The sequence below is a fragment of the Alteromonas sp. MTD1 genome (assembly GCF_042848195.1).
Taxonomy (GTDB): domain Bacteria; phylum Pseudomonadota; class Gammaproteobacteria; order Enterobacterales; family Alteromonadaceae; genus Alteromonas.
In genome coordinates this window covers 224,219-250,773 of sequence record NZ_BTGG01000002.1, presented here as the reverse complement: position 1 = coordinate 250,773, position 26,555 = coordinate 224,219, and the positions used below count along the sequence as shown (strand labels likewise).

The 26,555-nt window shown below is 45.7% G+C and carries 25 protein-coding genes; 9 read left to right on the top strand and 16 right to left on the bottom strand.

Annotated elements, in window-relative coordinates; genetic code table 11:
• Positions 1-10: 10 nt before the first annotated feature.
• A complete protein-coding gene (locus ACGHAV_RS03765; RefSeq protein WP_390376631.1) occupies positions 11-1,624 on the top strand; it encodes a glucan biosynthesis protein in 1,614 nt (537 codons plus the stop codon).
• On the top strand, positions 1,602-3,575 hold the full coding sequence (gene mdoH / locus ACGHAV_RS03760; protein ID WP_390376628.1) for a glucans biosynthesis glucosyltransferase MdoH: 1,974 nt from the start codon (positions 1,602-1,604) through the stop codon (positions 3,573-3,575). Before ACGHAV_RS03765 ends, mdoH begins: the two co-directional genes overlap by 23 nt.
• A 146-nt stretch (positions 3,576-3,721) precedes the next feature.
• Here mdoH and ACGHAV_RS03755 read toward each other — a convergent pair whose 3' ends face one another.
• From ACGHAV_RS03755 to nudE, 3 genes are all read right to left on the bottom strand, one after another.
• Positions 3,722-4,306 carry a YceI family protein gene (locus tag ACGHAV_RS03755; RefSeq protein ID WP_390376625.1) on the bottom strand — a complete coding sequence of 195 codons (585 nt, stop codon included), beginning with the start codon at positions 4,304-4,306 and terminating at the stop codon, positions 3,722-3,724.
• A gap of 70 nt (positions 4,307-4,376) precedes the next feature.
• Positions 4,377-5,222: a 3'(2'),5'-bisphosphate nucleotidase CysQ gene (cysQ, locus tag ACGHAV_RS03750; RefSeq protein ID WP_390376622.1), complete on the bottom strand. Its 846-nt coding sequence runs from the start codon at positions 5,220-5,222 to the stop codon at positions 4,377-4,379.
• Between the two features lie 3 nt (positions 5,223-5,225).
• A complete protein-coding gene (gene nudE, locus ACGHAV_RS03745) occupies positions 5,226-5,789 on the bottom strand; it encodes an ADP compounds hydrolase NudE (protein ID WP_334014019.1) in 564 nt (187 codons plus the stop codon).
• A gap of 75 nt (positions 5,790-5,864) precedes the next feature.
• Here nudE and yrfG point away from each other — a divergent pair, with 75 nt between their 5' ends.
• The 4 genes from yrfG to ACGHAV_RS03725 all read left to right on the top strand — a co-directional run bounded on the left by yrfG (position 5,865) and on the right by ACGHAV_RS03725 (position 9,903).
• Positions 5,865-6,560, top strand: a complete 696-nt coding sequence (yrfG, locus tag ACGHAV_RS03740) for a GMP/IMP nucleotidase (RefSeq protein WP_390376619.1) — start codon at positions 5,865-5,867, stop codon at positions 6,558-6,560.
• A gap of 72 nt (positions 6,561-6,632) precedes the next feature.
• Positions 6,633-7,178, top strand: coding sequence for an inosine/xanthosine triphosphatase (yjjX, locus tag ACGHAV_RS03735; protein ID WP_390376616.1), 546 nt, complete (start codon positions 6,633-6,635; stop codon positions 7,176-7,178).
• Positions 7,179-7,425: 247 nt separating this feature from the next.
• On the top strand, positions 7,426-8,811 hold the full coding sequence (locus ACGHAV_RS03730) for an NAD-dependent succinate-semialdehyde dehydrogenase (RefSeq protein ID WP_390376613.1): 1,386 nt from the start codon (positions 7,426-7,428) through the stop codon (positions 8,809-8,811).
• Positions 8,812-8,889: 78 nt separating this feature from the next.
• Complete coding sequence (locus ACGHAV_RS03725; protein ID WP_390376610.1) at positions 8,890-9,903, top strand: MBL fold metallo-hydrolase; 1,014 nt, start codon at positions 8,890-8,892, stop codon at positions 9,901-9,903.
• Between the two features lie 38 nt (positions 9,904-9,941).
• On the opposite strand, the gene ACGHAV_RS03720 is transcribed toward ACGHAV_RS03725, so the two are convergent.
• From ACGHAV_RS03720 to gspC, 13 genes are all read right to left on the bottom strand, one after another.
• A complete protein-coding gene (locus ACGHAV_RS03720) occupies positions 9,942-11,375 on the bottom strand; it encodes a YdgA family protein (RefSeq protein WP_390376607.1) in 1,434 nt (477 codons plus the stop codon).
• An 80-nt stretch (positions 11,376-11,455) separates the two neighbouring features.
• Complete coding sequence (locus ACGHAV_RS03715; protein ID WP_390376604.1) at positions 11,456-12,214, bottom strand: type II secretion system protein N; 759 nt, start codon at positions 12,212-12,214, stop codon at positions 11,456-11,458.
• Positions 12,211-12,690, bottom strand: coding sequence for a type II secretion system protein GspM (gspM, locus tag ACGHAV_RS03710; protein WP_390376601.1), 480 nt, complete (start codon positions 12,688-12,690; stop codon positions 12,211-12,213). Before gspM ends, ACGHAV_RS03715 begins: the two co-directional genes overlap by 4 nt.
• On the bottom strand, positions 12,687-13,886 hold the full coding sequence (gspL, locus tag ACGHAV_RS03705; RefSeq protein ID WP_390376599.1) for a type II secretion system protein GspL: 1,200 nt from the start codon (positions 13,884-13,886) through the stop codon (positions 12,687-12,689). The genes gspM and gspL overlap by 4 nt, the downstream gene beginning before the upstream one ends.
• The gene (gene gspK, locus ACGHAV_RS03700) at positions 13,886-14,914 is read right to left on the bottom strand and encodes a type II secretion system minor pseudopilin GspK (RefSeq protein WP_390377003.1); all 1,029 of its coding nucleotides are present in this window, start codon (positions 14,912-14,914) and stop codon (positions 13,886-13,888) included. Before gspK ends, gspL begins: the two co-directional genes overlap by 1 nt.
• Positions 14,914-15,543, bottom strand: a complete 630-nt coding sequence (gspJ, locus tag ACGHAV_RS03695; RefSeq protein ID WP_390377000.1) for a type II secretion system minor pseudopilin GspJ — start codon at positions 15,541-15,543, stop codon at positions 14,914-14,916. Before gspJ ends, gspK begins: the two co-directional genes overlap by 1 nt.
• 5 nt (positions 15,544-15,548) lie before the next feature.
• On the bottom strand, positions 15,549-15,950 hold the full coding sequence (gene gspI / locus ACGHAV_RS03690) for a type II secretion system minor pseudopilin GspI (RefSeq protein ID WP_390376596.1): 402 nt from the start codon (positions 15,948-15,950) through the stop codon (positions 15,549-15,551).
• Positions 15,947-16,573 (bottom strand): type II secretion system minor pseudopilin GspH, encoded by a 627-nt coding sequence (gspH, locus tag ACGHAV_RS03685; protein ID WP_390376593.1) that lies wholly within the window; start codon positions 16,571-16,573, stop codon positions 15,947-15,949. The genes gspI and gspH overlap by 4 nt, the downstream gene beginning before the upstream one ends.
• 6 nt (positions 16,574-16,579) lie before the next feature.
• Positions 16,580-17,017 (bottom strand): type II secretion system major pseudopilin GspG, encoded by a 438-nt coding sequence (gene gspG / locus ACGHAV_RS03680; protein WP_334014006.1) that lies wholly within the window; start codon positions 17,015-17,017, stop codon positions 16,580-16,582.
• Complete coding sequence (gene gspF / locus ACGHAV_RS03675) at positions 17,017-18,243, bottom strand: type II secretion system inner membrane protein GspF (RefSeq protein ID WP_390376589.1); 1,227 nt, start codon at positions 18,241-18,243, stop codon at positions 17,017-17,019. The genes gspG and gspF overlap by 1 nt, the downstream gene beginning before the upstream one ends.
• Complete coding sequence (gspE, locus tag ACGHAV_RS03670) at positions 18,244-19,809, bottom strand: type II secretion system ATPase GspE (protein ID WP_390376586.1); 1,566 nt, start codon at positions 19,807-19,809, stop codon at positions 18,244-18,246. It lies immediately after the preceding gene.
• 1 nt (position 19,810) lies between these two features.
• Positions 19,811-21,856: a type II secretion system secretin GspD gene (gene gspD, locus ACGHAV_RS03665; RefSeq protein WP_390376583.1), complete on the bottom strand. Its 2,046-nt coding sequence runs from the start codon at positions 21,854-21,856 to the stop codon at positions 19,811-19,813.
• A 98-nt stretch (positions 21,857-21,954) separates the two neighbouring features.
• Complete coding sequence (gspC, locus tag ACGHAV_RS03660) at positions 21,955-22,884, bottom strand: type II secretion system protein GspC (RefSeq protein ID WP_390376580.1); 930 nt, start codon at positions 22,882-22,884, stop codon at positions 21,955-21,957.
• Positions 22,885-23,013: 129 nt separating this feature from the next.
• Between gspC and hslR the strand changes: the two genes are divergently transcribed.
• The 3 genes from hslR (at position 23,014) to ACGHAV_RS03645 (ending at position 26,538) form a co-directional block, all read left to right on the top strand.
• A complete protein-coding gene (hslR, locus tag ACGHAV_RS03655) occupies positions 23,014-23,418 on the top strand; it encodes a ribosome-associated heat shock protein Hsp15 (RefSeq protein ID WP_390376577.1) in 405 nt (134 codons plus the stop codon).
• Between the two features lie 23 nt (positions 23,419-23,441).
• Positions 23,442-24,341, top strand: coding sequence for an Hsp33 family molecular chaperone HslO (gene hslO / locus ACGHAV_RS03650; protein ID WP_390376574.1), 900 nt, complete (start codon positions 23,442-23,444; stop codon positions 24,339-24,341).
• 634 nt (positions 24,342-24,975) lie between these two features.
• Positions 24,976-26,538, top strand: coding sequence for a phosphoenolpyruvate carboxykinase (locus ACGHAV_RS03645; RefSeq protein WP_390376571.1), 1,563 nt, complete (start codon positions 24,976-24,978; stop codon positions 26,536-26,538).
• Positions 26,539-26,555: the final 17 nt, after the last annotated feature.

Here is a 26,555-nt window from a genome sequence, read left to right as displayed (position 1 = left end):
GAGAGGATGAATGGGCAAGTTAAACTTATTTTCCATAAGTAAAAAGATTACCGCTGGCGCCAAATCTGGCGTGGCCATGCTATTCATAAGTATTTTCTTGATGGCACTTCAAGCCGTTTCGGCAGAAGAGGTAAATGACAAAAATCAGCCTCAAAGTGCGTCACCAGTACTTCAATCAGTTATTGATGCTGCGCGCGCATCTGCAACACAAAGCTATGAGCAGGACGATCATGGCCTAAATTCGGCGCTAAAAGAGATGGAATATACAACGTATCGTTCTATCCGTTTTAAAAGTGAAGAAAGTCTTTGGCGCGACGAGAACGACTATGAAGTGCAGTTTTTTCACCCAGGTTTCCTTTATGAGCACCCCGTAACCATTCATACCATTGGCAGCGATAATGCGCCGGTTCGATTACCGTTTGATAAAACAATGTTCAGTTATGACGGCACTTCAAAGGCGTTGGCCGACCTTACTGACACTAAATCGGGTTTCGCCGGTTTCCGCCTACATTACCCGATTAAGAACGCACAGTACAAAGATGAGTTCGCGGTCTTTCTCGGCGCTTCTTACTTTCGTTTAGTGGGTAAAAATCAGGTGTATGGCATTTCTGCACGCGGTCTTGCTATTGATACTGCGTTAGCAAAAGGCGAAGAGTTTCCCCACTTTACTGAGTTTTGGATAGTCGAGCCTAAAGAAGGTCAGCCGATTACCGTTTATGCGCGTCTTGAGAGCCCGTCTGTATCGGGTGCCTACAAATTCATAATTCAGCCAGGATTAAATACTAAGGTTGAGGTTCAAAGCTGGCTGTTTGCCCGTGAAGACGTACAAAAGCTTGGTATAGCACCGTTTACCAGTATGTTTTTGTATGGTGAAAACTCAGAAAAACGCCATGACGACTATCGCCCTGAAGTACATGACAGTGACGGTGTACTAATGGTGACTCACGCCGATGAGCAAATCTGGCGCCCTATCACTAATCCAGCACGGTTACAGATAACATCGCTAAGTGATACCTCGCCTAAAGGCTTTGGCATGCTTCAGCGTGACGGTGAATGGGGCAACTATTTAGATGCAGAAGCCAACTATCACCTTCGTCCAGGGCTGTGGGTTACGCCATCTCAAGGTTTTGATAAAGGCCGTTTAGAGGTAGTTGAAATTCCAACAAAGTCTGAAATACACGACAACATTGTAGCGTTTTGGACACCCGTTCAGCCTTTTAACGCAGGTGATTCTCGCTACTTTGCATATACGCTAAGTACCGTTGAGCAAAATCCTTTCACAAGTGAGTTGGCAAGCGTAGTGCGTACTCGTCAGGGAAAAGCGGTGCTGCCCGGCGATGAATTTAAAGATGAGCGCTTAAGCAAAACACGCCAGTTCAGCATTGATTTTACCGCGCCAGAGGGCACTGAATGTGATGCTGAGGCAATGAAGTTAGTGGTGCAGGGCGCAAACGGCACCATTTCACAGCAACGACTTTATGCTGTTGCTGATGGGAAAGAGTGGCGCGCTACGTTCTTTGTACAGCCTAAAGAAAAACAAACCGTAGATATGCGCGCCTATATTGAGCAGGACGGTAAACGCATTAGTGAGGTCTGGAATTATGTTTACCAACCGCTTCAATAAAAATCAGCAAAACGCAGCACAAGCTGTATCAAGTTATGAACACAATTCAGCGTGGCAGTTAATAGTTAAAGGATCATCTATGCGTTTGTTTATTATGGCAATGTTAGTTATTCCCAGTACTGCATTGGCAGGCTGGAGTTTGTACGAAATATTTCTTCCAAACGGCCTGACAGGCCTAGAGATGGCGCAATTAGGCCTTGGTTTAACCCTTTTTGCATGGCTGTGTATGGCATTTTGGACTGGCATAATTGGGTTTGTTTTACAGCTGTTTCATATCGACCCGTTAAGCCTTAGTAAAAAGCAGAAAGCGCCTAGCGAGAATATAGCGTTGAAAGCGCGTCATGCTGTGGTAATGCCAGTTTACAATGAAGATACCAAGCGCATTATGGTGGGCTTTGAGGCGTGCGTTCGTGAGCTTATGGGCAGTGAGTCGGCGGCGAATTTCGATTTTTACATGTTAAGCGATACGCGAGACTTACAAAAAGCAGATGCAGAGCTACGCGCTTTTTCTAGACTACAAAAGCGCTTAGGTAGCTATGCATCGCAGGTGTTCTATCGCCGCCGTGAGCAAAACCTTCACAGAAAAGTAGGTAACCTTAAAGAATTTTGTGAGCGCTGGGGTGGCAACTACGAAGCTATGATTGTACTTGATGCCGACAGCATCATGAGTAAAACCCGCATGGTTGACCTTGCGCGTCGAATAGAGCAAAACCCTGACACTGCTCTTGTTCAAACTATTCCTATGCCAGTGCGCCAAGACACCTTCTTCGGTCGCTTTGTACAGTTTGCAGCGCACTTATACAGCCCTATGCTGGCAACGGGTTTGTCGTTTTGGCAAACCGATAGCGCCAACTACTGGGGGCACAACGCCATTATTCGCATAACGCCCTTTATGCAACACTGTGGTTTACCTACCCTTGAAGGTCGTGCGCCTTTTGGTGGTGAAATTTTAAGTCACGATTTTGTTGAGGCCGCGCTGCTTCGCCGTGCAGGATGGCAAGCCTATTTGCTAACAGATACCACGGGAAGTTACGAAGAAGTACCTAGCAACATTGTTGATTACGCCATTCGCGATCGCAGATGGGTGCAGGGCAATATTCAACATCTAGGTTTGCTAAATGTGAAAGGCCTTAAAATGGCAAATCGCCTGCATTTTCTATTTGGCGCTTTTGCCTATATTTCATCGCTAATCTTATTTTGTATGTTGGCATTGGGCACTGCTGATGCACTGATTAGAGCAACGTCAGTGCCTGAATTCTTCGTCTCTGAATATCAGCTGTTTCCAAGCTGGCAGGTGGCACGACAAGACATGATGATGGTTACCATGTGGGGTACGGCAGCACTGCTTTTCTTACCTAAGCTTTTGGGTATTGTGCTTGCGCTTATTCAACGTCGTGAGCAGTTTGGTGGCGCGTGGTCGCTATTAAAAGGTGCTGCGGTAGAGCTAGCCATGGCTGTACTTATTGCCCCTTTGATGATGTTCTATCACAGCTTTTTTGTTTTAAGTGTATTCGTAGGCCATTCGGTTAAATGGGAAGCGCAGGAGCGCGAAGGCAGAAAAGTACCATGGAAGATAGCAATTAAGCACACGCAGCTGATGAGCTGTCTAGCGGTAGCATGGGGTGTAACGACATTCTATTTTACACCTTCGCTATTTATGTGGCTGCTACCTGTGTTGATAGGAATGGTACTTGCCGCCCCTGTTATTCACTTCTCGAGCAGCAGTGAACTGGGTATTGCTATGCGCAAAATGGGAATATTCATTGTCGACCAAGAAGTTAGTGAATGCACAGCGTTAAAGCGCTTACGGGTAGCAATGTCGTTCTTTGCTATTTCGCAGCACAAGCCTGAGGTACCAGCACTGCCAGAAAGCCTTTGGGTTGCTATGCCGGAGCAAGCGCTTCATGAAAAGCCTTTACCTATGCGCCCTGCTTTAGTGAGCAATGTTTAACGCACTATGAGTAAGTAACTATGAGTAACCAAGTGGCTTTAGGAAAAACCATGATGGGTTAACATAAAAAAACCGCACTGTTATGTGCGGTTTTTTTATTGGCTTTGAACTGCCGTTTTAGCGGCGCTCTTTTAGTAATTGCGGCATCACTGATTAAACGTTACCGAGAATGTAACGGGTACAGTGGTGGTAATACTTTTAAGACCTGCAATTTTTTGAAGTGCGCTTACACCGCCTGCCAAGCCGAAAGACTCTGCTTTAATTAGCGTTGGCGCAGTGGTTGATACTGTTAGTATGTCTTCACTTACTCTGCTTGCTTTAATAGAAAAAGACGTTGGAACAGCTTTCCCGTGTAGCGTAAGAATGCCATCTACTTTACCGTTCATCACTTCACCATCTTTTAGGTTCATCATGTTCTCTGGCAAGTCGGCTTCAAACGTTGCTTGCGCGTACTTGGTTACTTGAAACAGCATTTCCTGCATGCGCTTATTGCGTATATCAATGGCTGTGTTTACCGATGAAAGGTCGACATTTACCATTAGCTTCCCAGCGTCTGACAAACTGCCGTCGAAATCATCAAATTTGTGTACTTCAGTTACCTGCGCATTTTTTGTTGAAAGGAAGTGCAACACGCTGGTCTCGGTGTCCATTGTCCAGTCTGCGGTAGCTGGAAAGGCAAGACCGCATGCAACCAAGGCAGAAGATAACGTACGTATACGCTTTGCCATCATAAAATTACTCCTTGTTCAAATAGGGTGCTATCGCCAAAAGAAAACGCGATGCGATAATAGGTAATACGGTTTAGTCAGTGTGCGGGTTTACAAAATCATTGTATTGCACCACATCTTCCCACGGCACACGCTGGTCGCCCATAACTACAAAGTCAGGGTTTTCCAATGAATGACGTTGATTGTACGTCAGTGGCTCAAAATTGGCTGCGGCAATGCTGCCCCCTGCTTCCGATACTATGCATTGCGACGCACCTGTATCCCACTCACCAGTAATGCCGATGCGCATAAAGACATCTGCTTTACCTTCAGCAATAAAGCAAGCTTTCAACGAGCAGCTACCAAGGGGAAGCGTATGATAAACACGCTTTGCGCTCATACGGCTTAGTACTTTCTCGCGCGATTGGCGGCGGCTTATTGCTATCATCACCACGCCTTCACTGGGGTCGTCCAGTTTACGCACGTTAATTTGATGGTCGCCATCGGGTGAAGCTTTGTAAGCGCCCTTGCCTTTTTGTGCATAATAAAGCGACTGACCTGGTGGCCAAAAAATAACCCCTATCACGGGTTCATTATTTTCGATAAGCGCAATATTAACGGCAAAGTCGCCGCTTCGTGCTATAAATTCCTGAGTGCCGTCGATGGGATCTATTAGCCAGTATCGAGACCAATGTTGGCGTTCTTCTAAACTTGCGTGCTTATTTTCTTCAGACAAAATAGGAATGTCGGGCGTGGCCGCCATTAACCGCTTGTTGATAATATCGTTGGCAAGGTAATCTGCGCTGGTAACGGGCGATTCATCGGCCTTTTGATAGGCGTCAAAATCACCTTTGTCATACACTTCTAATACAGCTTCACCAGCTTCAACAGCAATTGTCTTTGCAAGTTCTAGTAGATTGGCATGGGCGTCATCGGGCATTGTTTATTGTTCCTTAAACCACTTCTGAGCTAAAAACAGTGCGGCAATACAGCGTGCTTCAACAAAGTCTTCTCTTGAAAGTAAAGCATCTGCTTCAGATAAAGGCCAGTGGATTACTTCAAGTGGCTCGGGTTCGTCACCTTCAAGTTTTTGTGGGTACAGGTTACGCGCCAGCACTATAGTCATGCTGGCATTAAAAAACGTAGGGGCCATGCTTACGTTGTGAAGCTCAATAAGCTCGTGGGCGCCAAACCCTGCTTCTTCTTGAAGTTCGCGGTTTGCTGCTTCAATTGCACTTTCACCTGGGTCGATAAGTCCTTTGGGGAAGCCTAGCTGATAAGAGTGCGTACCAGCCGCATACTCGCGGATAAGTACCATGGTGTCATCGTCTAGCATTGGCACTATCATGACAGCGCCACGGCTTCCGCCCGCCATTCGTTCGAATTCGCGCGTTTCGCCGTTAGAAAACTCAAGGTCTAGACGTTCCACCCGAAAGAGTTTGCTTTGTGCAACAATTTCACGAGAATGAATGTGTGGTAACGGCTTGTTCGGGTCAATTTTTGGCATGGCTATCGTTACAACTTTGTTATCATATGTTTCATATAATCTGTATCTAGCTTACTTCATTATAAGGAAAATCGCTTGCCCTTTCTGCCCTGGAATGAAATTGATACTGTGCTGCTCGATATGGACGGCACGCTGTTAGATTTGCACTACGACAATCAGTTTTGGCTGCATCATTTACCCAAGCGATTAGCGCAACTTCGCGGTATCAGTGAAGCGCAGAGCCAAGCTGAAATGACCGCGCGATACGAGGCGGTTTTCGGTCAAATTCAGTGGTATTGTCTAGACTATTGGGCCGAATCGCTTGAAATGGATTTGGAAGGTGAGTTTATGCCTTTAAAGCGCGAATTGGCGCACCTTTTAGAGCTGCGTGAAGACACCATACCGTTTCTACAAGCATTGCATGAATCGGGTCGAGAAGTGGTATTGGTGACCAATGCTCACCCAAATAGCTTAGCACTGAAACTTGAGCATACCCAGCTAGATGATCATATAGACAATTTGATATCTACTCATGAGTTTGGGGTAACAAAAGAATCTCAACTGCTTTGGGAAAGGCTGCAGGCACGAGTGAAGTTTGAGCCATCACGCACCTTATTTGTGGACGATTCATTACCTATTCTTAATGCAGCAAAAACGTATGGTATTAAGCATTTACTCGCGGTAGATAACCCTGATAGTAAATTGCCTAATCGAAATATTACCGAATTCCCTGCTGTTCGCGATTATCGCCTTGTGCTAGATGATATTAAGGCTAATCCATTAAACGCTTAACCGTAAGAAGTTAAACCCTAAAGGTATACACAAACTAGGCTAAGAACTGGCACACCAAAAGGATATGAATTAGTGGTTTCAGACATTATTTATGTTGGCTCTAAAAACCCAGTGAAGATAAACGCGGCGTTAAATACGCTGTCGGATACGTTAGAGCACGACTTTGAAGCGCAAGGTTTGAAGGTAGCAAGCGGTGTGGCCGACCAGCCAATGACGGAAGACGAAACTCGTCTTGGTGCCATTAATCGCGTTAAGGCAATGCTAGAACACCATCAAGGCGGGTTAACCGATGCATGGTACGTCGCAATTGAAGGTGGCGTTGACGTATTGGAAGATGGCCCAGCCACCTTTGCTTACGTGGCAATTTACCATGAAGGTCATTGGTCAGTAAGTAGAAGCGCCAGTTTGCCGCTGCCGGTAAGTGTTTATCAAGCGCTGCAGCGAGGTGAAGAGTTAGGTACCGTAATGGATAGACTGTTTGATACGGAAAACGTAAAACAAAAAGAAGGCGCTATTGGTTTACTTACATTAAACCACGCTACGCGCCAGAGTGTGTACGAAGTGGCGCTAACTTTGGCTATGGCCAAATTTCACTTTCCAGATTTATACACCGACTAATGCTTCGCCTGTTGTACGCGTAATACTGCTACTATTTTACTCAAAGGGCGCGCATCAAGCTCGCCCCTGAAATCTTTTCCCATCTCAGTAATCTTTTCTTGAAGCGCATCGCTTTTTATTATCTAACACTGTTTAGAATTTATTTAAATATATGATTTTTATGTGTTTTTAATTTTTAAGCACGTTGGCTTTTTAGTTGCACGATTACTCGACCCTATCGTGCACCAAAAGGAAAAGGAGTGTGACCATGAGCGAAGCCATCAATACCTATAACCCCGCAACTGGTGAAAAAATCGATCACTATCATCTATTATCAGAAGCCGATGCTGAACATGCAGTGTCGCGTTCGCAAGAAGCATTTCTAACTTGGAAAAGTACATCATTTGAAGTACGCGCCAAACTGTTTGAAAACTTGGCAGCACTCATGGAGTCGCGTATTGATGATTTAGCAGGGCTAATGACCCGTGAAATGGGCAAAGTATTAGCGCAAGGTAAGCAAGAGGTGCAGCTGTGTGCTGAGATTTGTCGCTACACCGCGCAACATGGTGCCGACGTGCTAGAAGACGAGCACCGAATTTTTGAAGGCGGCAGAGCCATTATTACGTATCAACCTATTGGCGTAGTGCTTGGCATTCAGCCGTGGAATTTCCCGCTTTACCAAGTTATTCGTTACAGTGCATCTAATATTATGGCGGGCAATACTACCGTACTTAAGCATGCACAAAACGTGTTTGGCATGGCGGTAGCTATTCAGCAATTATTTGAAGATGCAGGTTTCCCTAAAAATGTTTACCAGTCGTTACTTATTGATGGTGAAACGGCGAGCAACTTGATAAAGCATAAATATGTACGCGGCGTTACGTTTACCGGTAGTGACAAAGTGGGTAAGCAAGTGGCACAAGAAGCCGCCAGTATGTCGAAGAAAACCGTTATGGAGCTTGGTAGTAATGATGCCTTTGTTGTGCTTTCAGATGCTGACATCGATAACGCGGTAGACATGTGTATTCAAGGCCGCGTTATTAATAATGGTGAGACCTGCGTTGCGGCAAAACGCTTCGTTATTGAAGATAGCGTGTACGGCAGTTTTAGAGATAAGTTTGTTGAAAAGTGCAAAGCGCTGAAAGTGGGCGACCCAACGCGCAGCGAAACGAACCTTGGCCCTATGGCTCGTGAAGACTTACGAGACGAGCTGCACGAACAGGTGAAAACGTCGATGGAAAAAGGCGCTGAGCTTCTCTTAGGTGGTGAAATCCCAGACTCGGCGGGTTACTTCTACCCAGTTACAGTGCTTGAAAACGTAACGCCAGGTATGCCTGCCTACGACGATGAGTTATTTGGTCCCGTTGCCTCGCTTATTCGTGCACAAGACGACAAGCAGGCAATGGAAATTGCGAATGACTCACGCTACGGCTTGGGTGGCGGTATATTCAGCGACAATGTAGATAATGCTGTTGCTTTAGCTCGTAACGAGTTTGATACGGGGATGGTAAACATTAACGGTTATTCCCTTGCTCAGCCTAACCTACCTTTTGGTGGTGTTAAAGACAGTGGTTATGGCCGTGAACACGGTGGTTACGGCATGCGTGAATTCGTTAATGTTAAAACAATTATGGTTGCTGAACAGAGTGCATAGCCCTTTGGGGTTTAAGGCGCTGTAGAGCACAAGCCGAGCACAAGCAGAGCAGGCACCGATGTGCCGCAGGGAGTGAAGATGAAACTGCGTAAAACACCATTAAGCTGCGCTATTCTGGTAAGTATAGGGCTTGTTGCAAACGTGTTTGCTGCACATGAACCTTCACTTGCTGCTGATTTAAATTTGGGTGCAGATAAAGGTGCAGCCGAAGATGATGGCGCTGCTCTTCAAACTAGCGACAACCGCGTTTGTAAAGACGTGTCGGTTCAAGTTCTAGGCTCTGGTGGGCCAGAGCTGGACGATGACCGCACGTCGAGCGGCTACCTAATGTGGGTAAATGATACGGCACGAGTGATTATAGATGCGGGTAGTGGCAGTAGTATTCAGTTCGGTGCATCAGGTGCGCAATTTGAAGACATAGATGCCCTGTTATTGTCGCATTTACATACCGACCATGCCGCAGACTTACCCAGCTATATTAAGGGTAGCTACTTCACTAGCAGGCAAGACAATTTAATGATTTTTGGCCCTGCAGGTAACGACGTAATGCCAGCAACATCCACTTACGTTGATACGCTATTAGGCGATGAAGGCGCTTTTCGTTATTTATCCTCGTATACGCAAGACGGTGAGGACGACTACACCATCGTAACTACAGATGTTACCGGTGCAACAGCATCAGAGCCGCTTTTTGCCACCATAGCGCCGGATATCACAGCCAAAGCACTCTCTGTGCCTCACGGGCCTATTCCTACACTGGCGTGGAAGGTTATCGCCAACGGATGCAGTATTGTTTTTTCTGGCGATACCAATGATGCTAGCAATGCGCTGGCGGCATTTGCCGAAAACGCAGATTTACTTATTTTGCACAACGCTATTCCCGATAATGCGGGAAATGCGGCAAAAAACCTTCATATGACGCCCACACAGCTTATTCAAATAGCCAAAGACTCTAAAGCAAAGCAGGTACTAGTGTCGCATATAATGAAGCGCAGTGAGGCTGGCCTAGAGGCGCTGGTTGAAGCGATGACGGTTGTGGCACCGGGGCGAGTGTATGCAGCAAAAGAGTTAATGAACATCACGCTTGAATAAGCGCGATGTTCACTTGAGATGGTGTAATTTAGAAGTGCCTATTGAGGAGCAAAAGGTAGCGGAACCGGCGTACCGTTTACTGTCGCTTTACCATCTTTGAATTCAAGATCGGTTTCGTAGCCTTGTTCGGTAATCTTAAGAAAACCCTGTTCAGCGAACGCGTTTAGCATCATTGGAGCTTGTTGATCGGCAGCCGCTTTCACTTCTTCAGCGGACATGTTCTGCGCCTGCGGATTTGCCAAAATTTGCCCCATCACATAGCCCGACGTCATACTCTCAGCAAATGCTTTATCGGCCGATATTCTAGCATCAGCTAAAAGGTGCGATATCCAGTATGCTACGTCTTCCATAGTGCCTGGCAATGCAGTGATTCCCACAAGCTTTGTGTTTGCTTGAGCGGTAAACGAACCTTCTGGCACAGTTGCTTTCAGCTTTGTGATGTTAATTTCAGGTTCTACTTGTAACTGACTTAACAAGTTATCTTGCACAAAATCTTTCAATTGTTCACCTAGCTGGTCGGCAGGCACGGTAAGCGCGTTATTGTTGAATTCTTGATAGGCTTTGACAAAGTCTAGCTCTAGGTTATTAACGGCTAACCCCAGCGCCATATCGCTGGCTTCCATGTCTGGCCCAACGGCTTTTTCTAGTGCGTATTCTACATACACATTAGCGGTATTTGTTGCCTCGTTTATTTCTGTATTGGTGACAAATGATAGTTTGTCTAACTTCACTTCACCTTTTTGTTCATCAAGCCCTGCAACAATGATGCTAGCGATGTTTGCTGTAGCCTCTGATTCAAAAAGTTCACCTTTTAGCGCCTTCATAAAGTCGCCTTTGAACGTCATTGTCATATCAAGGTCGTTCATACTGAAAGAAAAGGTGTTGTCGCTCATTGCGAATGTACTTTTGTCTGACGTATAAACGATGTTCTCGCCTTGTTGATTAGCCTTGCCCATGAAGCCAGAAAATGATGCAGAAAATCCATCCTCTCCTTCTGCAACAAATGCCGGGATTTCATCGCTATAAGCCAAGCCGCCTAGTAAGCCAATAGCACCGGTATTGATATACAGCGGTTTGTTTTTGTCCCAGCTCATATGCTCACGTAGCGCTTCAGCATCAATAGACACTGTGTACTGTACTTTCCCTATACCTACATCGTTACTAAAAAATACTGGGCCGTGATGCGCCACTAATGTGGCCATTATTGAAGGGTTTTCTTCGGTAGGCACTTCTTGAGGGTCAAGCTGTTGCGCAGCCATAAGAGCATTTAAATCGAATGCGAGTTCGATATCAGCGGTAGAGGAAAACCAGCCTTTCTCATAGGAAACTACATTCGCAGAGTAAACGGGCATATCGTTGATGCCTGTTATGGCGGCATTGACGCGTTGCTGAACGCTGTTTCCAATAAAATAGGGCGCAGCACCAAGTGCAACTATTGCTGCACCGGCGCCGAAAATAACTGGCTTATTCATATTACAGTCCTTTGTGCTGTTGTATTCCAGTGCCTTTTTTCAAGGCAGTTTCAGTGTGTCTTGAGTTTTATGTTTAGTAACTATTTAATATCAATGGGAATATAGCCACTGGCATTTGGGGTACCAAATAAGCGCGACGCTTGATGTACCTCATTCGGCAAGCTTGAATCGGGCTTAAATTTACCGCTCACTTTTATTTTCTTCATGTCAGGCGCCACAATGACATCCATTGAAAGCCCTAACAGGTTCGGCTCTTTTACTACAATGCCAAAATCGTCGCCTTCACAGCGAAGCGTGGCAGAATAAGTGCCGAAATCAATAGGCCCTTGTGTTCCTGCTACAGTAGCGTTTAGCCAGTCGCCCTTACCACTCAATGTTAAGCACGTGGGCCCGAAAGCCAGTTCATTAAGCTGTAGCTTAAAGCGTCCGCCAGCGTTCACAGGAAGTGGTAAGCGTACTTTGGCAATAACGCGATCTACCGGTAAGTACAAAGTGAAATCTTCTGTTTTAACACGTGTTTGGCTGAACAGCCCGGTGGTAATTGGGCCTTCAAACGCAATATCGTTTTTATCACGAATATTACCGCCTTTTACGTTTACATTAATTTTGCCTAACAGCATATAGAGTGGGTTAAGTTCCCACTTCACGTTGTTAATAGGTAAGCCATCTACCACAATGGTTTGAGCCTTTCCGCTAAACAACGTACCGCTTATGTTAGCTACAGCAACGTTGCTCGGTAGGTTAATACGTCCAAGTACGTGAACGGCGGGCATATACGCAATGGCAAACAGCAAAAAGGCAATAACACCGCCTATTACCCATGTAACTTTTAACTTCATGATCTACCTAACTGTAATCGGCGAATTTTTATATATCCAGCGTCATCGGCTTCTGCAATGTCGGCCTGAAGAATGACAACGCCCATGCTTTCCATAGACTGAAGCCAAGCCAGTACGTCGTTAAAGGGGGCTTGATCTACCCATACTTGCAACTCAGCTCCCTGAGGCTGCATACGCGTAATGGCAATATTGTGTTTTGATGTGGTGCGGTTAACCGCCTGCGGTAACGAGCCACTTAAACTGCGTTTGCCACCACTGCTGCGACGCAATAACGCTGCCCGTGCGCCACTGTCTTTAACCCAAGTCAGTAAAGACTGTTGATTGTTTAAAAGCTTCTCTTGTTTGTCTAGCGCAGCATTAAGCGGAGACCAAATAGCAAAATAAAAGATAGCCACAACAACCATGACGGCCGATGCAATAACCAGCTTTTGCTCACGTTCGGTAAGCGCTTTAAATTTTTCTAGTAGTGCATTCATAGCGCGCTCCTAATCGATACTGTACCAACCACACCGTTATCGCGGTTGTTTATTGCGCCCTGCTCTACGGTAAAGCCTGCACTTTCCGCTGAGCGTTTAAATTGCTCTAGCGCTTCAAAGTTTTTGCCTTGCGCCTGCATTCTTATTTCGGTGCGTGACGCATCGAAACGCAGTGTTTGTGGTGTTACGTCGGTAGCGGCAAAAGCGGGAGAAAGTTGGTCTAGCATAACTAACAGCGTAGCATTGCCTCCGCCTTGCTCTAGCTTGGCTAATTCACCTTCAATGGCAAGACGTGCATTGCGATAGCCGCGAAGGTTAGGAAAACCTGCTTTTACGGCTTGTTTAATTTCAGCACTCAGTGCTTCGTTTTGTGATTCAAGCTGATAAAGGGTAACGGTTTTATCGATAAGACTTGTGCTTAAGGCAATAACCACAAGAATGGCGGCAACGCGCCACTGCATAAAGGCACCCGAACGCTTGCGTTTTACTTTGTATTCACCCTGGCACAAGTTAAATCCGCCGCTCATCGCTTCTTTCGCAAGCACCTGCATAGGCAGCTCTAGTGGCGCCTCTGCTTCCTCTATATTAGGTAGTGAGCTTAAATCAATACCCGCAAAGTTGGTTACTGCAATGGGCGCTTCGTTTTGCGCGGTAAAGTGAGCCAGCGTGGGTAGAAGCCAGTCTTGCTCGCCTTGAACACCTTTAAACGCGTCTTGTCGAACTAATAGCTGATTTCCTAGTGTGAGTACCGACCAGCCACCTTCTGTTACTGGTACAGCTAGTACATCTGGAATTATGGTGTCGCAAAATAAGTTGGCGTCGCTAAGCCATTGCTGCCACTGCTGCATTTTTTCATGACTAACAATGGCTACTGCTTGTTCATCACCTTGCTTTGGGCCTATGGCAAAAAACTGCTCGCTAATGTCGGTTGCAAGTTCGTCTTCCAGCATAAATGGCAATGCCGACAGTACTTTTCGTCCTGCACGCGGAGGCAGCGTTACCCATTTAAGTAGTATTTCACTGCTAGGCGCAAGGGCAATAACAGCCCGTTGACCTGCGCGCTCGGTAAGTGAAGACAGAGCGTCTGCATCGGGTAATTCGCCAGAGGCAATAATTTCATTCTCTGTTTGCGAATACACCAGCCAGCTAATGGGATCGTGGTGGTTGGCGCCAAGGCGCACCAATAGTTGTTCCATCAATAGGTTCCCCCAAACTCGCGATTCACAATGCTTACAGCGTTATCTGTATTCACGTGAAACACGGTGGAAAGCTTAAAAGTTGCTTTGTTGTACTGTGTTTTTGTGTGCAACATAAAATACTCAGTTTTTACGTCGAACCAGTCTTGTTGCGTATTCGACATACTGAGTGCTTGAATACTTGGTTCGGCTAAAAAATCACCTTTGTCGTCCCAACCACTTGGTGGCCGACTATTAATCAAACTAGATGCTTGTTGTAAATCGAGCCCAGTAAGCCCTGCAAGCAATGCGGCGTCTTCTGTTTCTAGCGTATTAACGTTAATTTTTAGTTCGCTATTGTCTGGTACTACACACACCAGTGGCATCAGCTCATTTATCCACTGTGGTGACGCACCGTTTATAATACGCAATTCACTTTTCGATGTCAGTGGTCCGTTAGCCGCAAGGTATGGAAATTCCCTTGATTCGTACTCGCTGTCTTCGGCACCGTAAGCGCGCGTGTTGTCATCGTCGTCTACCCAGTCGGCAAGACTGTCGCGAAGAGTGTCTGCTGTGTAGTTATCAAGACCATCTATGTTAAGTGCCAATAGCATACCGTGAAAAGCTTCCATGGCCTCGGTGGTGTTGTTACTGCTGTTTGCACTTTGATTCTGGTTTTGACCGCCACTAACAATAGCATTTAAATTAAAGCACGATCGCATGTCTTCTAAATTGGCAATTAACCCGCCATTTTCTAACGGATAGCGAAATTCTTGTGCCCAAGGTTGGTCCAGTGAAATGGTGTCTGGGCTTTCTTTTACCAAGCTTTGAATTGATTTACGTGCGAATGCTTCGGCACCTAGCGCATACCAGTAAGCCTGATTATTGTCTTTTAAGTTCATAGTGCGCTGCACTTGAAGCTGCAGTCGTGTACCCATTTCCGTAGCAAGCACGGCAACCAAAGCCACAATCATAAGCACTATCATAAGCGCTACACCACGCTGTTTAGCGGGTGGAGATGATAGCGTTGATATGTTTTTCACCTGCATCATTGGCTTGAATCCGTTACTAGCGTGAATTCACGGCGAATTCGGCCAAAATCTTTACTGACAAACTCAATGGCCACGGCTCTGGGAAGACCGGTGCCTTTAAAGCTTTCACTCCAGTTTATTTCTTTATTACTTACCGTATTGCTGGTGGTGTCTGTCGGTGCTACAAATTCAAATTTAAGGCTATCTACATCTTCAAGCAAAACGCGTATTTTGGGCTCGTGACCAATAACGTTATCTACATAGTTGCTGTAAAGGCGCTCTAATTTATTATCACGCAGACGGTATACAATAGGCTGCAGCGTACTTCTCGGTAGCATTAGCTGTGGGTTATGCCAGCCACCTCTTACTAAACCAATGCCGTCGTCGTCACTGTCGTCCATTTCACCGCCGGCTAAAACCACTTCTTGTTTTTCGCCGTTAACACGGGCTGCGCGAGGTACCGCTTGTTGAATATCACGCTCAATGGTTATCATGGCGCGCTGCAGTAGTTGCAGTTTGGCAAACCGTTCTTCAGAAATTTCATTACTGTCAATTACGGTGGTAAGCAAACCCGTAGAGGCGAGGCCTATCAATGTGAAGATAGCCATAGCGATAAGAATTTCGATAAGCGTAAAGCCGCGCTGCATCTTCATTACTCTGTGGGCTTTGCAACAAACGTGGTAACCGAGGTTACCGTGCTGCCGTAGCTTTCATCTTCGCCCACGGCAACGGTAACGGCGCGCAAATCGTTGTCGTTGGTTTTGGTGACGGTTTGCTGCCAATACCAAGTGCGGTCGGCCATTTCCATGCTGCCCTTAAGGTTGTTTTTAGGCGGCCAAGTATTTTCTAACTGAAGCTGGTTTAAGCGATTGCTTGCTACCCAATTGGCGAACGTTACCGACTCGATTTGACCTACGCTAGATAAATGCTCGCCTGCCGCTTTTAAAATGGCGGTGCCGGTAAGTGCAAAAATAAGTAAGGCCACCATAACTTCAAGAAGCGTTAGGCCTTTTACTTGCGATGGTAAGCCGGTGGAGTATTCTGAGCGCATCATAACAACGGCGACTCCAATGGCCCTTCTAACGAAAGCGGGGGGAGCTCCTGATTTTGAAGGCTGAAGTAAACTGGTTCTTCACCGTCGTCGCCTTCGTAGTTAAACGAGAGCACGAAAGGCGTTATTTCACCGCTCGACATAATAAGGATTTGCGGTGGAGGCAGTTTCTTTTCTTCTTCGTTGCCTATTTCAACGCCCGCATCAGACACACTTAAGTTTTCGTCAAACAACTCTCTGTCGAACAGGCGGTCTTCAACGTCCCATGGTAAGTCGTCTAGGTTCAACTCGTAAGTGAAAGGTTCTGGCAGAGTGTAGGTACTGTAAATGTCTTCCTCGATGCGTTGCCAATCGTCTTCATCATCTAGGTAAACGAAGTAGTATTCGTTTTGTTGCTGTTCAAAACGTACGCCAAGCTGCTGCTGATTAAGCACTGCAAAGTCGCTTGCCATATCCACAATAACTTGTAGCCGCTGCGCTTGGCTTTTAAGCAGGTCAGACTTACTGGCACCAAATGCGTTAAACATCACAAAGCCAGCAGCTAAACCAATTAGCAGCAGTACAAGCATGACTTCAAGTAGTGTGAAGCCCGCCTTTTTTGAGTGTGTACTGCCGCCGCGTAGCATAAATACTTAGTTTAGGTATTCGTTGATGTTCCAGTTACCAATATCATCATCAGTACCTGGTTCGCCATCTGGGCCATTCGAAAAAATATCTACCACGCCTAATTCTCCTGGGCTAATTAGTGCGTAAGGGTTGCCCCACGGATCTTCTGGAAGGCGTTTAATAAAGCCACCTTCAGGGTAGTTACGTGGAATAGGGTCGATAGTTGGTAGGTTTACCAATGCATCTAGGCCCTGTTCAGTTGTTGGAAAGCGGTTATTGCGAAGCTTGTACATTTCAAGTGCGCTTTCCATTTGCTGAATATCAACAGCTGCCTTTTTAAGCTGCGCTTCTTCTTGGTTACCTAAAATTTGCGGTGCAACCATAGACGCCATAATACCGATGATTAGAAGTACAACCATGACCTCAATCAAACTGAAACCAGAACTGCGATTTAGAGTTTTCATTAAATATTCACCATATTGTTCAATGCTAGAATTGGCTGCAATATTGCCATTACGATGAACAGAACAATACCTGCCATCGACACAATAAGTAAGGGTTCAAATACCTTAAGTGAGACACCAATAAGCGCTTCGAATTCCCTGTCTTGATTATCTGCAGCGCGCGACAGCATTTGCTGAAGCTCACCCGACTTTTCACCCGATGCAATCATGTGCATCATCATGGGTGGAAACATTTTTGTGTTGTCTAATGCGGCGCGAAGGCTACTACCTTCTTTCACGTTTATAGCGGCATCAGACACTTGGTTTTTAATGTGCTGGTTTTCCAGTACGTCGCCCGATATGCGCATGGCTTCAAGTAGCGGCACTGCACTGGCACTTAAGATACTTAACGTGCGAGCAAAGCGTGCCGTATTAAGACCTTTAGACACTTTGCCAATTAAGGGAAGTTTTAAAAGCACGCGATGATAGCGTAGCTTCATGTGTTTTTGCTGCAATATACGCTGAATAATAACCAACAGTATGCCAATGCCTAGCAGCATAAATAAGCCGTAGTCTTGTAGCCACGTACTTACCGAAATAAGGAACTGCGTAATGCCGGGAAGGTCTTGCCCCATATGGTCGAACTGCCCCACAATTTTCGGAACAACCACAGTAAGTAGCAATAACACTATGCCCATTGCAAAAAACAGCATAAGCGACGGGTAAATCATGGCCTGAGTAATTTGGCTGCGAGTTTGTTGTCTACGCTCGGTATAATCGGCTAAACGGTTCAATACCGTATCTAAGTGGCCAGACTTTTCACCTGCGGCAACCATAGCGCGATAAAGCTCGTCAAATACACTAGGGAATTCACCCAATGAATCGGCAAGGCCGTGACCCTCTACTACTTTACTGCGCACGGCCATCATCATGTTTTTCTGTCTGGGCTTCTCGCATTGTTCGGCAACGGCAAGCAGTGCTTCTTCAATGGGCAAAGCCGACTCTACCAATGTAGCAAGCTGGCGCGTTAATAGCGCAAGATCGGACGCAGAAATGCGAGGCTTAAACAGCGAAAAAGTAAACCCTTTGCCGTTTGACTGCGCGCGTTCAGCAACTTGCTCCACTTCCAGTGGAATAAGCCCTTTTTCACGCAGTTGCTGGCGTACTTGGCGAGGGTTATCACCTTCAAGTACACCGCTAGAATTTTTACCGCGGGCATCAACCGCTTTATAAGCGAACGCCGCCATCTAGTCTTCCCTCGTTACTCGTAATACTTCTTCAAGTGAGGTTTCACCGGCAAGCACTTTACTGCAACCGTCTTCACGAATACTCGGTGTTGTTTTTCTTATGTGGCGCTCTATCGCTTGTTCACCCACATCTTCGTGCATCATCTCACGCACTTTTTCATCAACTATTAACAGTTCATGAATACCGGTTCTTCCGCGATAGCCCGTTTGATTACAGGCGGCGCAGCCGTGAGGCCTGTAAATGGTTGTTTCGCTGGTGGCTGTTGGACCTAGGACCTCTAGCTCAGAGGCATCTGGCGTGTGCGGTTGTTTACATTCAGGGCATAATGTTCGCACGAGACGTTGCGATAGCACGGCAAGTAAACTTGAAGACAACAAGAAAGGCTCAATGCCCATATCTTCTAATCGAGTAATAGCACCAGCTGCGGTGTTGGTATGCAGCGTAGATAACACTAAGTGACCTGTTAAACTGGCCTGAACCGCAATTTGAGCAGTTTCGACATCCCGGATCTCACCAACCATCACAACATCAGGGTCTTGACGCAAAATGGCGCGAAGCCCGCGTGCAAAGGTCATATCCACACGAGGGTTAACCTGTGTTTGTCCTATGCCCGGTAAATCAAATTCAATAGGATCTTCAACGGTAAGAATGTTGCGGTCGCGCGAGTTTATTTCGGTTAAACCTGCATACAGTGTGGTACTTTTACCCGAGCCAGTAGGACCGGTTACCAGAATGATGCCGTGTGGCTTTCTGATGAGCTTAGAGAAGTGGTCACGGTTTTGTTGGGTCATGCCTAAATCTTCAAGATTTAAGCGTGCGTTATTTTTATCTAAAAGACGCAATACTACACGTTCGCCGTGGCTTGAAGGCATAGTAGAAACACGTACGTCTACTGCACGACCCGCAATACGAAGCGTAATACGGCCATCTTGTGGTACGCGCTTCTCAGCAATATCCAGCTTTGCCATTACCTTAATACGCGACACCAGCATTGAAGATAGTTTGCGGTTAGGGCGCAGAATTTCACGTAATACACCGTCTACACGAAAACGCACTACTAGCTGGTTTTCGAAGGTTTCGATGTGAATGTCCGAAGCCCCTTCTTTAATGGCTTCGCCTAACATCGCATTAATCAATTTGATGATAGGCGCATCGTCTTCGCTATCGAGCAAATCTTCGGTATCGGGAAGGTCTTCGGCCAGTGCAAATAAATCACTCTCGTTACCAAGGTCTTCCATCAACTGCTTAGCTGCCGAGCTGTCGCGTTGGAATGCGCTTGTAAGCAGGCTTTCAAATTCATCAGCTGGAATGGTTTTTGGTACAAAAGGCTCGCCGTAAAAGCGACGCACTTCTGCAAACACATCAAAAGGTGTGTTTTCTGTAAAATACAGCACAGCAGGTGTTTCATTCGTTTCCAACAGCACTTGATTGCGCTTTGCAAAACTAAACGACAGCTGTTTTGGGCCGGCTTCTGCCTCTGGCAAGCCAGCTTCTTCACCCATGGCTTCAAGCGCTTCTTCTTGCGCTTCTAAAGCCTGAGTAATTTGTTCGTCTTGCCCTGCCATATTAGTCGTTACCTTCTTCTTGTTTCTCTTTCTCTAGAAGGTACTCTTCAAACGATGGCGGTAGTGATAATGCATCATTCCACTCAGGCATGCTTGGCGTGTCGGTAAACGGCATTAACGAAACCCCTTCCTGCTGACGCTTAAGCTGTAGCGCACGCATGTAGTTGTACTTACGATGGCTTATTTCGTTGGTAGTTGCACCGTCGCGCACAATGGTAGGTTTAAGGAATACCATTAGGTTACGCTTACGCTTGCTGGTAGATGATGTCTTGAACAGGTGTCCAAGAATCGGAATGTCACCAAGTAACGGCACTTTTGATACGCTTTCTTGTACGTCTTCATCGATTAGGCCGCCAAGTACAATGGTGCCGCCGTCGTCAACTATTACCGTGGTTTTAATTTCACGCTTGTTGATAGAGATATCCACTGATGTTGCACCGCTTACGCTTGATACTTCTTGTTCGATAAGCAGCTGTACTGCGTCGCCTTCGTTAATTTGTGGGGTAACTTTAAGTTTTATACCTACTTCTTGACGCTCTACCGTTTGGAACGGGTTAGAGTTGTTCGCGCCAGTTGTAGTACCGGTAATAATTGGCACTTCCTGACCCACAATAAAGAAGGCTTCTTCGTTATCCATGGTAGTTAGGTGCGGAGTGGCAAGAATGTTCGAGTTAGTGTCAGTACTGACTGCTTGTACTACCGCGCCCCAACCATTTTCAATAATACCCGCAATCATACCGTTAGCGCCGCCAAGTAGGCTTGCTAGGTTAGTAAAATCGCCTTCAATAGTTTCAGTTGATTCAACAACTTCACCATTTGCGGTCACGTTAGTTCGGTTTACTTCACGGTCTTCAGCTTGACGAAGCGCTACAGCAAGCGAGCCTACAGGAATAACACCGTTATTAAATTGCGTGCCGCCGCCGTCTTCGGATACCCACTGTACGCCAAGGGTAGCGCCATCGCCTTCAAATACTTCAACAATAATGGCTTCAACTTGTACTTGCGCACGGCGTACGTCTAGTTGGCGAACTACCTCTTCTAAAGAGCGCATCATATCTGGCTCGGCGGTAATTACGATAGCGTTAGAGTCTTCGTGCGCATCAATGCTGATTTCGCGATTTGAGCTTGAGCGACGTGATGTGTTTGTACCACCTTGTTCTTCTGCTTGAATGCTGGCCGATACGCCTTGTAGAACCTGTACTAAGTCTTCAGCCTTGGCGTAGTTTAAGAACATAACGCGCGTGTTGCCGTTCGTTTCTAGCTCTTGGTCCATGCGCTGAATAAGGTTAATAAGGCGCTGACGGGCTTTTACATCGCCACTTACTATAACCGAGTTTGTTCGGTCGTCTGCAACCGCACGAGGCTCAGACTTACCACCTGTATTTGCTTTACCCTGCGACTTATTAATGCTGTCGATAATACGCACCATTTCAGAGGCTGAAGCATAGCGAAGTTTTACAATTTCGACTTCTTCGTCACCAGCACGGTCAACGCGTTCAATAATTTCTACTAGACGGTTTACTACTGCAGCTCGGCCAGTCAGCATCATTACGTTTGAAGGGTCGTGGCTTACCACATTACCACCGCCGGCTTGGTCATTAAGCTGACGAAGAATAGGCGCAAGTTCACGAACTGGCACATTGTAAACAGGCACAACGCGAGTAATCATTTCATCGCCGTCACGGTTTGCGCCTTCAACAACCGGGATGTTTGATGTTTTTGCGTCTTTAGAACGAACCACTTTCAAAATGCCGCTTGGCATTTCTACAACGGCAAAATCGTAAACCTGTAGTACGTTTAGGAAAAACTGGTAGTACTGGTCTTCATTCAGCATATCGTAGCTACGAACACTAATTTTACCGCGAACGTTTGGGTCGACGATAATGGTGCGTTCAAGGTTTTTACCTACAATATTAATAAATTCATTAATGTCGGTATCTTTGAAGTTAGGCATGTACTCAGCTGCTGTTACTGAGAAACACAGAAGTGCTGTACACATTGCCGTGCCCAAGCGAGATAATATTTTTTGGCCAGTGCGCCTTTTCATTCTAACTTCCTTCATTTCCTAATCTGTCGATGCGCGGTGTAGTTGTTATATTCCGCTGCTTACTACCTATTACCTGCATTGCCGTTCTTTCTATTGTTCTACGACTCAGGTAAGTCTAGATACAGGGTAGTTAAACTGTCATCTCTAATAATTGTTAATGCTATGGTTTGTGCACTTCGAAGCTCTGAAAGTGCTTCTTGCGATTGTTGTAGGTCTGTTAAGTCATAACCATTAATTTCAGTAATCACATCGCCAGCTTGTAAGCCTGCCGACTTAAACAGCTCAGGTTTTTGTCCAGGGCTAACCTGATAGCCAATGAGCTGACCTTCGTTAGTTTGTGGCGAAATAGAAATAAAATCGGTGAAACTTGCTGGGCGCTCGCGAATGGCTGCGGTGGCTTCTAGTGCCTCATCGCTAAGCTCTCGAGCGTCTTCATCGTCATCAGTCGTTTCTTCTGGCTGTGGCTGCAACCGTGCAAGCTGCTCACGTCGACGATTCGCTTCTTCATAGTCGATACCGTCTAGCATTAATGTTTCGTTACGCACGCCGTTTCTAATGATTACGCGGTCGTTGTACACTTTTTGAAGCGTTGCGTTGGTGCCTTCAATTTTTTCACCAAGGCCATAAACTGCTTGGCTGCCGCTGTTTTCGATAATGGCAGTACCAGCTTCTACTTCCGAGCTGGCTACAACACCGGTTAACGTAAGGTTCAATCGGGTTTCTGGTGCATCAGTAACATCAACAACCGCTTCTACCTTTGGCTTGGCTGCTGCATTTCCGAATAAATTTAGCTGTTGTATTTTGCGTATGTCGCCCCCACTTTTGCCTGACGCAGAAGAAAGTACTGGAGCACGCGTTACACTAGGTGTCGCAGACAGCTGTGGTTCAGGTATAATTTGCCACATTAACTTGGCGGCGAACGCGATTAAGTACAAGCTAAGCAGAACCACTACAAACGTATGTAGCTGTTTTTGATGCTGGTTCAGAAAAACAACCAGAGATTGTGGGTTGGGTTTATTGAATGTCATGCTGCCACTTATGGTACTGCTTATTATAATAAAGTGAATTTTTGGTTAACCGCGCTTTAGCAAAACCCATAATAGCCTAGTAAAGGTGGGGGTCACAACACTAAAGCTCCACCATTACGAAATTATTACATGAGCCAATCGGAAAGCAACAATACAACACAAAACGTCAGGCTGGACAAGTGGCTGTGGGCTGCAAGGTTCTTCAAAACCCGAGCAATAGCCAGAGATATGGTGCAGTCGGGGAAGGTTCAGTACAACGGCCAAAGGGCTAAACCTGGTAAGCATGTAGAGCTTAATGCCATGGTAAAAGTTCCGTCTGGTTGGGATTACCGTGAAATAAAGGTGCTAGGCTTAAGTGATAAGCGCTTAAGCGCACCGCTAGCGCAAGCACTTTATGAAGAAACCAGTGAAAGTGTAACAAAACGTGAAGAAAATCAGGCGGCAAGAAAAATGAACGCATTTCACAGCCCTAAGCCTGAAAAACGACCCGACAAAAAGCAACGAAGACAGATTATTAATTTTAAGCAGCAGTAACGTGTTGCAAGACAGGAATACCTATGAGCGATTTTGATAAATTACACCGCTTTCTATTTACTCAAGCAAACTTGCGCGGCGAACTAGTAAGGCTGAACGAAAGCTTGAAGCAAATTGTGCATAGCTACGAGTACCCCGTTCAAATTCAAACGCTGCTTGGCGAAATGGCGGCTGCAACATCGCTGCTTACGGCAACGTTGAAGTTTAAAGGCGAAGTGTCGCTCCAAATTCAAAGTAAAGGCCCGGTAAGCTACGCAGTAATTAATGCAACACACGATCAAACCTTTCGCGGTGTTGCCCGTTGGGATGAATCGTTAGCTACGTTACCTGAAACATTCTCTGAATTGTTAACACAAGCGGTATTAGTTATTACTATTACCCCAGATGAGGGCGAACGCTATCAGGGTGTTGTTGCCCTAGACAAACCTAGTTTATCTGAATGTATTGAAAGTTACTTCGAGCAGTCAGAGCAGCTTGCGACCAGCGTGCATTTATTAACGGATTTAAGCGACCCTGAAAATGCGAAAGCGTCTGGTGTTTTACTTCAAGTGTTACCAACTGATGCCAGCGCCACTGATGTGTCACAAGCAAATGAGTTTGCGCATATTACCAAGCTAACTGAAACGTTAACGCAAGAAGAAATGTTCTCGTTATCAGTAGAAGATATTTTGTATCGTCTTTATCACCAAGAAGACGTTGAAGTATATCCAGCAAAAGATGTGTCGTTTGCGTGTACGTGTTCGAAAGAGCGCAGCGCAGAGGCGTTGCGTCACGTAGAAAAAGCAGAGCTTCTTGCCATTATTGAAGAAGAAGGCGCAGTAAAAATGAATTGCCAATACTGTCATGCGGAATACCGCTTCGATAGCATTGACGTAGAAGCTATTCACAATGGCAACTTTGGTGCTCCGGCTTCAAATCAGTAGTGTTGAACCTGACAATTTAACGCTTAATTAACGCCAATTTAGCAATAGGCCAATTTATCGGTAGGCTACTTCATCGGTAAGCAGAGCTCACGTTTATCGACAGGTAATAAATACGTGAAGCGTTAATCATTCAAAGCACCTAGTTTGCAAAGGTAAACGTAGGTGCTTTTTTGTTTCTGAATTTTGCCAAGCGTGTGCATTGTTTTGCTGTTTCATTTAGCAGTTTTTAAGTAGCAGTTTCCGCCTAGCAGTTTTTACGCCTTTCCTCCGCTTCTTCTTGAAAGCCATAACACTTCACATTTGGTTGATTTTTAATCATTGGTAAGTGTTCAAACTATGTCTGCACGCAGTGTTTTCTTTTTATGAAAGTGAAGCTGAAAATTTTCAAAAAATATTACATGTTTTTTTATTAGGAAATTAAGCGATCAGGAATACGGCTTTTTGCTAAATTCATGAATTAATATGCAATGAAAAGGTTTGCTTTGTAATTAATTTACAATATTTATGAAAGTGGAGGGCGGTAAATAGTGGTTATATAATTTAAAAATGCGCCAAAGCCTTTGTTTACTTTACACTCTAGCGAGTGGTATTTTTTTGAAAGTGCTTTTGAAAAATTACGTATAGGGTGACAGGTATGACCGCAGCAGCTTCAAATCCAACCGAGCTAAACGTAGCTCCGTTGGTTAATCTTTCTAACGCAGAGCTCATCGAACGCGCGGTAAAACGCGGTGAAGGTGTGCTAGACAAAAACGGTGCATTGGTAGTTGAAACGGGCAAGCGCACGGGTCGTTCACCAAACGATCGTTTTATTGTTAAAGAGCCAACAACCGAGAACGACATTGATTGGGGCAAGGTGAACAAACCTTTCGACTCAGATAAGTTTGATGCGTTGTGGAGTCGTGTTGAAGCTTACCTCGCTACTCAAGAACACTTTATGTCTCACCTTCAAGTAGGCTCTGATGTAAATCACGCCTTACCGCTTGAAGTTCGCACGCAAACTGCGTGGCAGCATGTGTTTGCACGTAATCTATTTATCATTCCTGATCAGTGGAATGTAAATAATGAGCAACCATGGCAAATTCTAAATGTGCCTGGCTTTACTTGTGACCCAGAGCGCGACGGTACAAACAGCGACGGTACTGTAATCATCAACTTCGCTAAGAAGCGCGTACTGATTGCGGGCATGCGTTATGCGGGCGAAATGAAGAAAGCCATGTTCTCTGTACAAAACTTCCTACTTCCAGCAAAAGACGTTTTGCCTATGCATTGCTCGGCAAATGTGGGTGAAGAAGGTGACACTACGTTGTTTTTCGGTCTTTCAGGTACCGGTAAAACTACATTGTCTGCAGACCCTAAACGTTTCTTAATTGGTGACGATGAACACGGCTGGGCACCAGGCAGCGTATTTAACATTGAAGGCGGCTGCTATGCTAAATGTATCGACCTTTCACAAAAGAACGAACCAGTAATTTGGAATGCTATTAAGTTCGGCACTATTTTAGAAAACGTAGTGCTAGATGAAACACGTACGCCAGACTACACCGATACATCACTTACGCAGAACTCACGTGCTGCTTACCCACTTGAGCATATTGAAAAACGTGTTGAAGAAAACCGTGGTGGCGAGCCTCGCTCTGTTGTATTCCTAACCTGTGACGTAAGCGGCGTTCTACCACCGGTCTCGGTACTAAGCGAAGAAGCGGCAGCGTATCACTTCCTTAGCGGCTATACCGCAAAAGTAGGTTCAACTGAAATTGGCTCTACAAGCGATATCGAATCAACGTTCTCTACATGCTTTGGTGCGCCATTCTTCCCGCGCCCAGCAGGTGTTTACGCTGAGCTACTGATCAAGCGTGTAAAAGAATTTGGCGCTAAAGTTTACTTAGTAAATACCGGTTGGACTGGCGGTCCTTACGGAACAGGTAGTCGTTTCGATATTCCAACAACGCGTGCCATTATTGATGCAATTGTATCGGGTGAGCTTGCAAACGTTGAAACACAGCACATCGACGCATTGAACCTTGACGTGCCTGTAGCTATTCCAGGTGTTGACAGCAACTTGCTTGTTCCGCAAAACACATGGGCAGATAAAGCGAAATACGAAGAATACGCAGCCAACTTGGTTAACGACTTCAAACAGAACTTTGAAAAATATGACGTTAGCGACGCTATCGTAAAAGCTGGTCCGGGTAACTAATTCATTTTAAATTAGCT